The sequence below is a fragment of the Mitsuaria sp. PDC51 genome, from assembly GCF_900113225.1.
In the GTDB taxonomy this organism is placed as follows: Bacteria; Pseudomonadota; Gammaproteobacteria; order Burkholderiales; family Burkholderiaceae_C; genus Roseateles.
On sequence record NZ_FOZE01000002.1, the window covers coordinates 17,576 to 30,831 of the forward strand.

At 69.8% G+C, this 13,256-nt stretch carries 12 protein-coding genes; 4 read left to right on the plus strand and 8 right to left on the minus strand.

Going from position 1 to position 13,256, the window contains the following annotated elements; genetic code table 11:
- From BM393_RS11480 to BM393_RS11490, 3 genes are all read right to left on the minus strand, one after another.
- The gene (locus BM393_RS11480) at window positions 1–1,242 is read right to left on the minus strand and encodes a HipA domain-containing protein (RefSeq protein WP_175538309.1); all 1,242 of its coding nucleotides are present in this window, start codon (window positions 1,240–1,242) and stop codon (window positions 1–3) included.
- Window positions 1,243–1,301: 59 nt separating this feature from the next.
- The gene (locus BM393_RS11485) at window positions 1,302–1,622 is read right to left on the minus strand and encodes a helix-turn-helix domain-containing protein (protein ID WP_091725410.1); all 321 of its coding nucleotides are present in this window, start codon (window positions 1,620–1,622) and stop codon (window positions 1,302–1,304) included.
- Between the two features lie 150 nt (window positions 1,623–1,772).
- A complete protein-coding gene (locus BM393_RS11490; RefSeq protein ID WP_091725413.1) occupies window positions 1,773–4,205 on the minus strand; it encodes a UvrD-helicase domain-containing protein in 2,433 nt (810 codons plus the stop codon).
- An 80-nt stretch (window positions 4,206–4,285) separates the two neighbouring features.
- Between BM393_RS11490 and BM393_RS11495 the strand changes: the two genes are divergently transcribed.
- Together BM393_RS11495 and BM393_RS11500 are read left to right on the plus strand one after the other, a co-directional pair.
- Window positions 4,286–4,768 (plus strand): YchJ family protein, encoded by a 483-nt coding sequence (locus tag BM393_RS11495; protein WP_091725415.1) that lies wholly within the window; start codon window positions 4,286–4,288, stop codon window positions 4,766–4,768.
- A gap of 291 nt (window positions 4,769–5,059) precedes the next feature.
- Window positions 5,060–5,788 (plus strand): pseudouridine synthase, encoded by a 729-nt coding sequence (locus BM393_RS11500; protein ID WP_091725417.1) that lies wholly within the window; start codon window positions 5,060–5,062, stop codon window positions 5,786–5,788.
- Window positions 5,789–5,821: 33 nt separating this feature from the next.
- Here the strand turns inward: BM393_RS11500 and BM393_RS11505 are convergent, their stop codons facing one another.
- Entirely contained in the window at window positions 5,822–6,904 is a 1,083-nt protein-coding gene (locus BM393_RS11505; protein WP_091725420.1) for a sialidase family protein, read from the minus strand.
- Between the two features lie 87 nt (window positions 6,905–6,991).
- Complete coding sequence (locus tag BM393_RS11510; RefSeq protein ID WP_091725423.1) at window positions 6,992–7,261, minus strand: MoaD/ThiS family protein; 270 nt, start codon at window positions 7,259–7,261, stop codon at window positions 6,992–6,994.
- A gap of 133 nt (window positions 7,262–7,394) precedes the next feature.
- Between BM393_RS11510 and rarD the strand changes: the two genes are divergently transcribed.
- Window positions 7,395–8,300, plus strand: a complete 906-nt coding sequence (rarD, locus tag BM393_RS11515) for an EamA family transporter RarD (RefSeq protein ID WP_091725426.1) — start codon at window positions 7,395–7,397, stop codon at window positions 8,298–8,300.
- Between the two features lie 79 nt (window positions 8,301–8,379).
- Here the strand turns inward: rarD and ahpF are convergent, their stop codons facing one another.
- The 3 genes from ahpF to lysA form a co-directional block, all read right to left on the minus strand.
- On the minus strand, window positions 8,380–9,933 hold the full coding sequence (gene ahpF / locus BM393_RS11520; RefSeq protein ID WP_091725428.1) for an alkyl hydroperoxide reductase subunit F: 1,554 nt from the start codon (window positions 9,931–9,933) through the stop codon (window positions 8,380–8,382).
- A gap of 206 nt (window positions 9,934–10,139) precedes the next feature.
- A complete protein-coding gene (gene ahpC, locus BM393_RS11525) occupies window positions 10,140–10,703 on the minus strand; it encodes an alkyl hydroperoxide reductase subunit C (RefSeq protein ID WP_091725431.1) in 564 nt (187 codons plus the stop codon).
- A 202-nt stretch (window positions 10,704–10,905) separates the two neighbouring features.
- On the minus strand, window positions 10,906–12,168 hold the full coding sequence (gene lysA, locus BM393_RS11530) for a diaminopimelate decarboxylase (protein ID WP_091725433.1): 1,263 nt from the start codon (window positions 12,166–12,168) through the stop codon (window positions 10,906–10,908).
- A gap of 122 nt (window positions 12,169–12,290) precedes the next feature.
- Here lysA and BM393_RS11535 point away from each other — a divergent pair, with 122 nt between their 5' ends.
- Window positions 12,291–13,229: a LysR family transcriptional regulator gene (locus tag BM393_RS11535; RefSeq protein ID WP_091725435.1), complete on the plus strand. Its 939-nt coding sequence runs from the start codon at window positions 12,291–12,293 to the stop codon at window positions 13,227–13,229.
- Window positions 13,230–13,256: the final 27 nt, after the last annotated feature.

The following is a 13,256-nucleotide window of genomic DNA, read 5'->3' on the forward strand; positions in this document are numbered from 1 at the left end:
CTAGCGCGCGATGTCCGGCGCGAGGGCGGCCTGGCGGTCGCCCTGCGCTTGCACCACGGCCAGGACGCTGTCGATCGCCGATCGCGACAGATCCCCGGCCGGTTCCCCGGCGAACTCCCGCGTCATCTCTTCCGCGAGGCCCTGCGCATGCACGCGCAGGGCCTCGCTCATTCGCTTGAGCTCCAGCGCGAGCGCGCGGGGGGCGATGTCGGCGTCGCGGGCGAGCGCGGCCCACTCGTCGGCGCCGAAGGCCTGGGCGTCCGGCGCCCCGCCGGTGAGCCCGTGCGCCGGCGCCAGGCGCAGCCCGCCGTGGTCGACGAGGAAGCACACGTTGTCCAGCGAGGCCGGGCCGCTGCCGATGAGCTGACGGAACACGACCCAGCGCAGCAGCGAGCGGCTGTCGACCAGCGGCGTCGGGCTGTGCCGCAGCAGCGAGAACAGCGCCGGCAAGGACACCGCCGGCTGGTCCAGCGCCTGCCGGGCGTCGATCGCGTGCAGCCGCCGCACCCGGCCGTCGTCCAGCCGCTGGCGGTCGAAGCGCTCGACCAGCAGGAGCGGCTCCGGCACGCGGTGCAGCTGCACGGCGGCAACGTCCAGGCCCGCGCGCGCGGCCAGGCGCATGCAGAAATATTCGTTGAACGGCCGATCGGGCTCGTCAGGCGGCGCCGGCTTGAGCACATGCGTCGACGCCATCTGCGGCCCATCGACGAGGTACCAGCCGCCATCCGGCTCGACGTACACCCCGAGCTTGTCGCGGCACCCCGGCAGCGCGCCGCGCACCTGCCCGTCCCACGCGGCCAGCGGCGACGCGTCCGGGTGGCGCAGGCGTTCGGACAGCTCCTCGCGCGCGATGAGCCGCTGCGATGGACCGGCGCTGCGCTCGCGCTGCGTGTCGACCAATCGGACCGCGCCCGCCAGGTCGTGCCCGAGCCGCCGCAGCGCGCCGACCCGGTCGTCCGCCGCCAGGCCGAGCGCCGTGAAGGTGGCGCGCCGGAGCGCCCCGTCCGGCAGCAGGCGGTCGAAGCAGCGCAGCACGGCGTCGTCCTGCGACTCGCTGCCCGGCCCGCCGCGCGCCGGCAAGGGCAGCGACGGCGCCAGCGGATACGCCAGGACCTCGGCGGTCCAGCGCGCCAGGTAGGCGAAGGACAAGCCCTGCGGCGAGCCCGGCTCGTCCGTTCCGACCGGGCGCAGCCACCCGATCTCATGCTCGTCGAGCCAGACCTCCAGCCCAGCCCGCCGCATGCCGACTCCCTCTCCCGCTTGCGGGAGAGGGAAGGGGTGAGGGCCAGCAGCCGTCGCGGTCATGCTCCCTCGTCAAGGTCGGAGAACTTCGAGTCGCGCGCGGTGCGGATCGCGCGCCGCACGACTTCCCGCTGCTGCGAGGGCACGGCGAAGAGGCTCACGCCCAGCGCTCTGGCGGCCTTGAGCACGGTGGACAGACTCACGCCGCCCTGGCCGGTCTCGATGTTGATCAGCGTCTGGCGCGACATGCCCAGCGCCTCGGCGGCCTCGACCAGCGGCAGGCGTGCCGTGGTCCGCGCGGCGCGCACGGCATTGCCGAGCGCGACCGCGTCTTCAATCATCGGATCGTCCGGGGGATCGATCGGTACGACAGTACGCATGGAGATTCCAGAATCAAAAACACAGTCATCGGATCTCCCTCCCGGCAATCGTGATTCCTGTTTGCTGGAATCTTTGATGCCCCGCGCATTCTGCGCTCATCCGGACAGCACGGCATCCCGCAGGGCATGCCGGCCGCCGGACGCCCCCGTTCAATCGATCGGCGTCAGCTTGGCCACGCTGAGCGCCAGCCACTTCGTGCCATGGCGGCCGAAGTTGACCTGCGCCCGCGCGTCGGGCCCGCTGCCCTCGAGCGTCAGCAGCACGCCCTCGCCGAACTTGGTGTGGAACACGCCCTTGCCCACGCGCAGGCCGCCGTGCTCGTCGCCGGTCTTCTCGGCGGCGGACTGCTTCATCGCGCTGGGCACCGGCGCCTGGGGGAAACCGCCCGGATCGACGCGGCCCGCGCCCACCATGGATTTCAGTCCTGAGCCGCGCTGCCAGGCCTGCTGATAGTCCCGCGCGAAGCCCGAACCGAAGCCCTGGTTGCGGGGCGTCAGCCACTTCAGCGTTTCCTCGGGCAGCTCCTCCATGAAGCGGCTCTTGATGTTGTAGCGGGTCTGGCCGTGCAGCATGCGCGTCTGGCAGAAGCTGATGTACAGCCGCTGCCGCGCGCGGGTGATGGCCACGTACATCAGCCGGCGCTCTTCCTCGAGACCATCCGCGTCGGACAGCGAGTTCTCATGCGGGAACAGACCCTCCTCCAGGCCGGTGATGAACACCGCGTCGAACTCCAGGCCCTTGGCCGAGTGGACCGTCATCAGCTGGATCGCGTCCTGCCCGGCCTGGGCCTGGTTGTCGCCCGCCTCCAGCGAGGCATGCGTCAGGAAGGCCGCCAGCGGCGAGATGATCTCGCCAGTCTCGGCGTCGGGCGTGGCCGGCGCGGCCGGCGCCACGGCGGCCGGCAGCCCGTCGGCGATGGCGCCCGGGGAATGCTCGTCCACCGGCAGCGCCACCGCGTCCTTGCCGAAGCCCTCCTGCGTCACGAAGGCCTCGGCGGCGTTGACCAGTTCGCCCAGGTTCTCCAGCCGCTCCTCGCCTTCCTTCTCGGCGCGATAGAACTCGGCCAGGCCGGAATGCTCGATGACGTGCTCGATGATCTCGCGCAGCGTCAGCCCGGTGGTGGCCTCGCGCAGCGCGTCGATCAGCGCGACGAAGTTGCCCAGGCTCGCGCCGCCGCGGCCGCCGACGGCGCCCACGCTCTGCACCAGCGAGCGCCCGCTCGGCCGCGCGGCGTCCTGCAGCTGCTCGATGGTGCGCGCGCCGATGCCGCGCGCCGGGAAGTTGACGACGCGCAGGAAGCTGGTGTCGTCGTTCGGGTTCTCGAGCAGGCGCAGGTAGGCCAGCGCGTGCTTGACCTCGGCGCGCTCGAAGAAGCGCAGGCCGCCATAGACGCGGTACGGGATGCCCGCGTTGAACAGCGCCGACTCGATCACCCGCGACTGCGCGTTGCTGCGGTAGAGCACCGCGATCTCGCTGCGCGGCAGGCCCTGGCGGTGCAGCGCCTGCGCCTCCTCGAGCAGCCACTGGGCCTCGGCGAAGTCGCTGCTGGCCTCGTGGACGCGCACCGGCTCGCCGGGGCCGGCCTCGGTGCGCAGGTTCTTGCCCAGGCGCCGGCTGTTGTTGCTGATCAGCGCATTCGCGGCGTCCAGGATGTTGCCGAAGCTGCGGTAGTTCTGCTCCAGCTTGACGACCTGGCGCACGCGGTACTCGCGCTCGAAGTCGGCCATGTTGCCGACCCGCGCGCCGCGGAAGGCGTAGATGCTCTGGTCGTCGTCGCCGACGGCGAACACGCCCTGCCCGCGCCCCGGCGGCGCGAACATCTTCAGCCAGGCGTACTGCAGCTTGTTGGTGTCCTGGAACTCGTCGACCAGGACGTACTGGAAGCGGCGCTGGTAATGCTCGCGCACCGCCTGGTTGTCGCGCATCAGCTCGTAGGAGCGCAGCATCAGCTCGGCGAAGTCGACCACGCCTTCGCGGGTGCACTGGTCCTGGTAGGCCTGGTAGATGTCCACCAGCTTGCGGGTCTGCTCGTCGCGCAGGTCGATGTCCTTGGGCCGCAGGCCGTCTTCCTTGGCGCCGGCGATGAACCACGACACCTGCTTCGGAACGAAGCGCTCCTCGTCCAGGTTCATCGCCTTGATCACGCGCTTGATGGCGGAGACGGTGTCGCCCGCGTCCAGGATCTGGAAGCCCTGCGGCAGGCCGGCCAGCTTCCAGTGCGCGCGCAGGAAGCGGTTGCACAGGCCGTGGAAGGTGCCGATCCACATGCCGCGCACGTTCACCGGCAGCATCGCGGACAGGCGGGTGACCATCTCCTTGGCGGCCTTGTTGGTGAAGGTCACCGCCATCACGCCAGCGGGCGTGGTGTAGCCCTGGCTCATCAGCCAGGCGATGCGCGTGGTCAGCACGCGGGTCTTGCCCGAGCCGGCGCCCGCCAGGATCAGCGCGGGCTCCTGGCCCAGCGTCACCGCGGCGTACTGTTCGGGGTTGAGGTTGTCCAGCAGCCCGCGCGGCACGCGCGGCGTGAACAGGTCGTCTTGCGGCGGGGTCGGCCGGCCGTCGCCGAAATCCTGGGAATTCATCCAGCCATTGTAAGTTCCGGGCCGCACCGGCCGGTGACAGGAGACCGGTCCGGCCCGGAGGCTGGCATGATGCCGCCCCCATGAAGCCCGAAAAGACCAAGACCGCGGCCACCAGCGCGGCCACCAGCGCGGCCAACAGCGCGGCGATCAAGGCGGCCAGCGGCGGGATCGCCGCTACCCCGTGCCCCTGCGGCAGCGGCCGCGGCTACGACGCCTGCTGCGGCGCGCTGCACCGCACCTTCGCCGAGACCGGCGCGCTCACCGCGCCGGATGCGCAGGCGCTGATGCGCTCGCGTTACACCGCCTACACGCTCGACCTGATCGAGTACCTGCTGGCGACCTGGCACCCGGACACGCGGCCCGAGACCCTGGAGCGCGGCGAGCGCGACCTGAAGTGGCTGGGCCTGGAAGTGCGGCGGCACAGCCGCCAGGACGCGGACCACGAGACGGTGGAGTTCGTCGCGCGCAGCAAGGTCGGCGGCCGCGCGCACCGGATGCACGAGATCAGCCGTTTCGTGCGGGTGCACGGCGCCTGGCTCTACCTGGACGGGCAGATCGACTGACGACCCGGACCGCCGGCGCGCGACGCACCACGCCGCCCAGCGCCAGCAGCAACCGGTCCAGGAGGGAACGGTGACCGACGTGAAACTCCTGGGGCATGGTGGACTCCTGCTGGCTGCTGCTGACCGGATGGAAGCGCGCCGACGGGGCCGGCGACGCGAAATGCCTGCTGCGATGATGGGCAGGCGGCGTGACAGGATTTTGGCCAAGCCGCCTGTTGCCAGCCGCTCCCCCGAAACGGGGAACAGCGGGCAAAAACGGCTCCATGCGTGCGCGTGCCGTCCCCTTCAGCCATGACATCCCCTGATTCCCCCCTCCCCTCGCCGCCCACCGCGCCGCTGCGGCTCCTCCATCTGGACGACCACCTCGCGGTGATCGACAAACCCGCCGGGCTGCTGGTGCATCGCACCGCGATCGACGCGCACGAGGAGGACGCCGCGCTGCAGCGCCTGCGCGACCAGCTCGGCCGACCGGTGTGGCCGGCGCACCGGCTCGATCGAGGCACCTCGGGCGTGCTCGTCTTCGCGCTCAGCGCCGCGGTGGCCAGCGCGCTGGGCCAGGCGCTCACGGAACGCCTCACGAGCAAGCGCTACCTCGCGCTGGTGCGCGGCTGGCCGACCGGCGACGCCGGCGTCGTCGACCACCCGCTCGCGCGCGATCCGGAATTGCCGTCCGCAGGCCAGCCGCACCTGGAAGCGCAGACCGCCTGGTCCTGCGAGCGCCGCCTCGAGCTGCCGGTCGCCACCGACGCCCGCTTCCCCACCACGCGCCTGGCGCTGATGGCCTGCGAGCCGGTCCAGGGCCGGCGCCACCAGATCCGGCGCCACCTGAAGCACCTCGCGCATCCGATCGTCGGCGATGCCAACCACGGCAAGGGGCCGCTGAATCGCGCGCTGGCGGCCCACTTCGGCCTGCAGCGGCTGTGGCTGCATGCGCAGCGCCTGGCGCTGACGCACCCGGTCAGCGGCGAGACGCTTCAACTGGAAGCCGAGCCCGGCCCGGAGTGGGCACCGTTCCTCTGAGGGGCGCCCAGGCGTGGGGCGCCGACTCCCCGCTCAGCCGAAGCGCACCGCGTAGATCGGCGGCAGGTGCGCCGACACCAGCTGCCAGCGGTCGCCGGCGTCCTCGGTCGCCCAGAGGTTGCCGGTCGTGCTGCCCATCAGCAGCCGCTGGCCGTCGTCATGCGCGGCCAGCCCGTGGCGGTAGATCAGGTCGTAGCAATGCGATTGCGGCAAGCCTTGCCGCAGCGTCTCGAAAGTCTTTCCGCCATCGCGCGTGCGATTGACCACCAGCGCGCCGTCCACCGGCAACCGCTTCTCATCCTTCACGCCGGGCACGAACCACGCAGTGTCGGCATCGCCCGCGTGGGCGGCGACCGCGAAGCCGAAGCCGGACAGCGGCGGCTTGATCTCCCCCCAATGCGCGCCCCCGTCCACCGAGCGCCACACCCCGTTGTGGTGCTGGCACCAGAGCACGTCCGGGTCCGCCGCGCTGGCGACGATGCGATGCGGATCCTGCGTGTTCTCCTCGCCCTGCTGCTCCGGCGGCATGAAGTCGGCGCGCATGCCCTTGGCGCTGATGCGCCAGGTCGCGCCGCCGTCCTCGCTGCGCCAGGCGCCGCCGCAGGAGATGCCCAGCAGCAGCCGCCTGGGATCGCGCGGATCGACGTTGATCGAATGGATGCCCGGTGCGTCGTAGCCGCCGCCGAACCAGCCCAGCCGCTCGGGCATGTGCCAGAGCGCGTCGATCAGTCGCCAGGTTTCGCCCTGGTCGTCGCTGACGAACAGCGCGCCCGGGATCGTGCCGGCCCAAAGCCGGCCGTCGCCGCCGCGCTCCAGCGCCCAGATCTGCTGCAGCTTCCAGGCCGGCCCCTCGGCGCCCTCGGGCTGCTCGGGAAAGGCCGGCGCGGCCAGTTCCCGCCAGGTGGCGCCGCCGTCGTCCGACGCCTGCAGCTTGCAGCCGAAATGGCCGAGGTTCAGCGCCGCGAACATGCGTCCTCCCCCGACCGGCGGGGGCAACACCATGCTGACGGGATCCCCCACGAAGCTGTGGCGCCCGATCGACCAACCGCCCAAGGCGGGGTCGTGCCGAAGTTCGAACAGGCCCTTACGCGTGGCGGCCCAGGCGGTGGTGATCATCGGTGTCTCCTTGCAATGGCTGGCGTCACCCGTGACGACGTTCGAGCGGCGCGGTTCTCGACAGCGCCGCATCCGCGGCCCCTGGGGCTATCCCCCGGACAGGGCCTGCAGCACATAGACCTTGGACTGCGCGGTCAGCGCGTCCGTCAGCCCGAGGCGGTCCTGGGCGCGGTGGCCATCGATGAAGACGGCCACATGGGTGCGCAGATGGCCCTGGTCGTCCAGGATGTAGCCGCGCAGGCGGGGATTCCGGTCGAAGGCCCGGGCCAGCGCCTCGCCCAGTGTGCGGGCGTCGCAGTCCAGCTTCGGCGTATCGACGTAGCGGTGCAGTTGGGCGGTGAATTCGACGTGGGCCATGGTCGGCGATCCTGCGACGAAGCGGGTCGCAAGAAAAGAGGGGCGACCAGGGACGACGAACGGGCGCTCGTCCCTTCGACAACGCGGGCCGGTCGGCTTGGGCAGAATCGCGGGCCCTCCCGGCCAGCCCGCCATGACCAACGACACCTCGACCGCCACCGACCGCGCCCATGCCCGCACCGGCATGCTCTACGCCGCGCTCGCCTACATCGCCTGGGGCCTGTTCCCGCTGTACTTCAAGCGCCTGAGCGAGGTGAACGCGCTCGAGGTCATCGCGCATCGGACGGTCTGGTCGCTGGTGTTCGTGGCGCTGGTGCTGGCCGGCCTGCGGCGCTGGGCATGGCTGCGACCGGTGCTGCGATCGCCGCGGCTGCTCGCGACCTGCGCGCTGTCGGCGCTGCTGCTGTCGAGCAACTGGCTGGTGTACGTGTGGGCGGTGCAGCACGGCCATGTGGTCGAGGCCAGCCTGGGCTACTTCATCAACCCGCTGGTCAACGTGATGTTGGGATTCGTGTTCCTGCGCGAGCGGCTGCGGCCGGTGCAATGGCTGGCGATCGGCCTGGCCGCGGCCGGCGTGGTCTGGCTGACGGTGACCGCAGGGCGGCTGCCGTGGATTGCGCTGGTGCTCGCGCTGAGCTTCGGTTTCTACGGGCTGATGCGCAAGACGGCGCAGCTGGGCGCGCTGGAGGGGCTGACGCTGGAGACGCTGATCCTGTCGCCCTTCGCCGCCGGGGCGCTGATCTACTGGACGGTGCAGGGCAGCAGCGCCTTTGCCAGCGGCGATGCCGGCCAGGCGGCCTGGCTGCTGCTGGCCGGACCGCTCACCGCCATCCCGCTGCTGCTGTTCGCCGCCGGCGCGCGGCGCATCACGCTGACGACCCTCGGACTGGTGCAATACCTGTCGCCGACGATCCAGTTCCTGCTGGGCGTGTGGCTCTATCACGAGCCGCTCGCGGGCGCGCGGCTGGCGGGCTTCGCGTTGATCTGGTCGGCGCTCGCGGTCTACAGCGCGGAGAGTCTGTGGCGGAGTCGGCGCTAGGCCACGGTTACTGGCTGGCTCACCCCCAAACGACTGACGCCCCGTCAGGGGCGTCAGCAGAGAGACAGCGGCTCTCTCGTCAGTTGCGGATCAGATGGTCGAACGCGCTGAGCGCGGCCTTCGCGCCGTCGCCGGCGGCGATGATGATCTGCTTGTACGGCACCGTCGTCGCATCACCCGCCGCGAACACGCCCGGCACCGAGGTCTGGCCCTTGGCGTCGACGATGATCTCGCCGTGCTTGGACAGCTCCACCGTGCCGCGCAGCCATTCGGTGTTGGGCACCAGGCCGATCTGCACGAACACGCCTTCCAGTTCGATGCGCCGGGCTTCGCCGGTGGCGCGATCGGTGTAGTTCAGGCCGTCGAGCTTGCCGGCCGTGCCGGTGAACTCGGTCGTCTGCGCCTGCGTCAGGATCACCACGTTGGGCAGGCTTTCCAGCTTCTTGACCAGCACCGCATCGGCGCGCAGCGCGTCGCCGAATTCCAGCAGCGTCACGTGGGACACGATGCCGGCCAGGTCGATCGCCGCCTCGACGCCGGAGTTGCCGCCGCCGATCACCGCCACCCGCTTGCCCTTGAACAGCGGACCGTCACAGTGCGGGCAGTAGGCCACGCCCTTGTTCTTGTATTCCTGCTCGCCGGGCACGTTGACATTGCGCCAGCGGGCGCCCGTGGAAATGATGACCGTCCTGCTCTTGAGCGACCCGCCATTGGCCAGCTGCACCTCGACCAGGCCGCCCGGCGTCGTCGCCGGCACCAGCTTGTCGGCGCGCTGCAGGTTCATCACGTCGACGCCGTAATCCTTGACGTGCGACTCCAGCGCCATCGAGAACTTCGGGCCGTCGGTCGACAGCACGGAGATGTAGTTTTCGATCGCCAGCGTGTCGTTGACCTGGCCGCCGAAGCGCTCGGCCGCGATACCGGTACGGATGCCCTTGCGGGCGGCATACACCGCCGCCGCGGCGCCAGCGGGGCCGCCGCCGACGATCAGCACGTCGTACGGGTCCTTGGCCGACAGCTTGGCGGCGTCCTTGGCCGCCGCACCGGTGTCCAGCTTCGCGGCGATCTCCTCGACCGTCATGCGGCCCGAGCCGAACTCCTGGCCGTTCAGGTAGACCGTCGGGACAGCCATGATCTCGCGGGCATTGACCTCGTCCTGGAACAGCGCGCCGTCGACGATCACCGTCTTGATGCGCGGATTCAGCACCGACATCAGCGACAGCGCCTGCACGACGTCCGGGCAGTTGTGGCAGGTCAGGGACATGTAGACCTCGAAGGCGTAGTCGCCGTCCAGGCCCTGGATCTGGTCGATCACGGACTGCTCGACCTTGGGCGGATGGCCGCCGGTCCACAGCAGCGCCAGCACCAGCGAGGTGAACTCATGGCCCAGCGGGATGCCGGCGAAACGCAGGCTCTGCTCGGTGCCCGTGCGCTTGAGGCTGAACGAGGGCTTGCGCGCATCGTTGCCGTCCAGGCGCAGCGTGATCTTGTCGGACATCGCGGCGATGTCCTGAAGCAGTTGCTTCAGCTCGGCGGAGCTCGCGAAGTCGCTCAAGGAGGCTTCGATCTCGAACGGCAGCGTCACCCGCTCCAGGTAGGCCTTGAGCTGCGCCTTCAGGTTGTCGTCCAACATCGTTGCTTCCTTTCAAATTGCTTCAAGCGACTTCGAGAACTGGCCCCCCTTGCAGGTTGAAGGGGCGGCCGAACGCCGTCCCGCGGACCGACGGGGTCCACGAGCGACGCTTCTGCAGTGAGGGGGAGAGGAAAGTCCTCATCCGGGTCACCGGTCGGGGGAAGGTCCTTCCTTGGAAGGACGCTTCACCCCTGTGGGCGAGATCCTCAGATCTTGCCGACCAGGTCCAGCGACGGGGCGATGGTCTTGTCGCCTTCGTTCCACTTGGCCGGGCAGACCTGGCCCGGGTTCTTGGCGACGTACTGGGCAGCCTTGAGCTTGCGCAGGGTCTCCTTGACGTCGCGGGCGATGGCGTTGTCATGCACTTCCAGGGTCTTGATCACGCCTTCCGGGTTGATCACGAAGGTGCCGCGCAGCGCCAGGCCTTCTTCCGGGATGTGCACGCCGAAGGCGTTGGTCAGCGCGTGGGTCGGGTCGCCGACCAGCGGGAACTTGGCCTTGCCGACGGCCGGCGAGGTCTCGTGCCACACCTTGTGCGAGAAGTGCGTGTCGGTGGTGACGATGTAGACCTCGGCGCCCAGCTTCTGGAACTCGCCATAGTTGTCGGCGGCGTCTTCGACTTCGGTCGGGCAGTTGAAGGTGAAGGCGGCCGGCATGAAGATCAGCACGGACCACTTGCCCTTGAGCGACTCTTCCGTGACCTCGATGAACTTGCCGTTGTGGAACGCTTGGGCCTTGAAGGGTTGGACTTGGGTGTTGATCAGGGACATTGCTTGGTCTCTCGAGTCAGGGTTGATGGGATGGACGGAATGATAGGGGGCTGCTGCTATCGACGGGGTTGAATTCCCCAATGCAGCCTATTGCCAATCCCTATTGAGCCAAACTATCAAAACAGCTTTATGCGATAGCAAAAGCGTCACACGGCAGTCACGCGGCAGTGGCCGCGTCTGCCGATCCTGTCGACCGATTGGCTTACAGCGCCTCGAGCGCCAGCAGTTCCTCCACCGTCTGGCGGCGGCGGATCAGGCGGTCGGAGTCGCCGTCCACCAGCACCTCGGCGATCAGCGGCCGGCTGTTGTAGTTGCTGGACATCGACGCGCCGTACGCGCCGGTGTCGTGGATGACCAGCAGGTCGCCGACCTGCGCTTGCGGCAATTCCCGCGCCAGCACCACCCCGCCCTCGGCCTGGGTGAAGACGTCACCCGACTCGCACAGCGGTCCGGCGACGACCGTCGGTCGCACCGGCCGCTCCTGGCCATCCGCGGCAAGCAGGCTCATCGCGTGGTAGCTGCCGTACATCGCCGGGCGCATCAGTTCATTGAAGCCGGCATCCACCAGCAGGAAGTGCTGGCGGCCCTGGGCCTTCACGGCGCGCACTTCGGCGAGCAGCACCCCCGATTCGGCGACCAGGTAGCGGCCCGGTTCCAGTTCGAGCGCCAGGCGATGGCCGATGACGCTTTCGGCTTCCTTGCGGGCGGCATCCCAGAGGCTGAAGTAATGGGCGGTATCGATCGGCTCGCCACCCGCCTGATAGGGGATGGAAAGCCCGCCTCCGGCGGAGATCGCCTGCAGGTCCTGGCCGGCGCCCTGGACGACCCGCACCAGCTCGACCATGGCGCCGCACACGCGGCCCAGATGCGCGTAGTCCACACCGGAGCCGATGTGCATGTGCAGCCCGATCAGCGTGAGCCCGCGCCGCGCGATGACGGCCAGTGCGTCGCCTAGCTGCTCATGCCAGATGCCGTGCTTGCTGTGCTCGCCGCCGGTGTTGGTCTTGTTGCTGTGGCCATGGCCGAAGCCCGGATTCAGGCGAAGCCACACCGGGTGACCGGGCGAGGCTTCGCCAAGCTGCTCCAGCATGTCGATCGAACCGGCATTGACCGGGACGCGATGCGCCACGACGGTCGCGAGCGTCTCGCGGTCGAGCAGGTCGGCGGTGAACACGATGTCGGAGTGGACCGCGTCCGCGCCGGTGCCCACGGTGTAGCCGGCGGCCAGCGCGCGCAGCACCTCGCCGCGCGACACCGAATCCACCTTCACGCCCTGCTCCCGCATCAACCGCAGGATGTGGGTGTTGGAACAGGCCTTCTGCGCGAAGCGGACGGTGTCGAAGCCCTTCAGCGCGGCGATGCGCTCACGGATGACCGCCGCGTCGTACACCCAAAGCGGCGTGCCATGGCGGGCGGCGAGCGCGCGCAGCTGTTGTTCGCGGGCGGGGGTGAGGACTTGCGGCATCTCGACGTTCCTTTGGGGGATGTATTCAGGTTGCCGCAAGCATCGTCGCCTCGGATCATTCAATCAAATGCTTTGTTTTCCTTGGTGGATTCATTGCTGATATGGACTGATATGCTGGGCCGATGCCGCTCCCGATCACGCATCGCCATATCGAAGTCTTCCGCGCCGTCATGACCGCCGGCAGCGTCACGGGCGCGGCGCAACTGCTCTTCACCTCCCAACCCACGGTGAGCCGCGACCTGGCGCGCATGGAGTCGCTGCTGGGTTACGTCCTCTTCCACCGCGCGCCCGGCCGACTGCGGCCCACCGCGCGAGCGATGGCGCTGTTCGACGAAGTCCAGCGCGCCTATCAGGGCCTGGACCAGGTGGTGGCGCGCGCGCAGGCGCTGGGACGGGCCGAGGACGAACGGCTGCAGGTGCTGACGCTCCCGGCGCTGGCGCATGCGCTGCTGCCCGCCGCGAGCGCCGACTGGGCGGGTCGCCATCCGCAGGCCGGCTTGACGCTGACGCCGCAGGAGTCCCCGCTGCTCGAGGAATGGATGGCGGCGCAGCGCTTCGACATCGGCCTGAGCGAGGTCTCAGCGACCGTGCCCGGCACGCGCAGCGAGACGCTGGCGGAACTCGACGAGGTCTGCGTGCTGCCGGCGGGCCATCGCCTGCTCGAACGCGCCGTGCTGACGCCGCGGGACTTCGACGGCGAGCGCTTCGTCAGCCTGTCGTCGGAGGATCCCTATCGCCGCCAGTTCGACGCGATCTTCGCGGCCGCCGGCGTCCAGCGCCGGCTGCAACTGGAGACGCACAGCGCGATCGCCGTCTGCGCGCTGGTCCAGGAGAACCTGGGGATCGCGCTCGTGAATCCGTTGACGGCGCGCGCCTGCGCCGGACCGGGACTGCATATCCGACCGCTGTCGGTGTCGGTGCCCTTCCGCATCCAGGCCCTGTGGGCGCTGCACCGTCCCGGCCACGCGCTGGCGCAGGATTTCATCGACGCGGTGAAGCGCGCCCTCGCGCCCGCCATCGCCGCGCAGGCCGCGGACGGCGCCAAACGACAACGGCGCTGACCGCGAGGCCAGCGCCGTTCAGGGGGA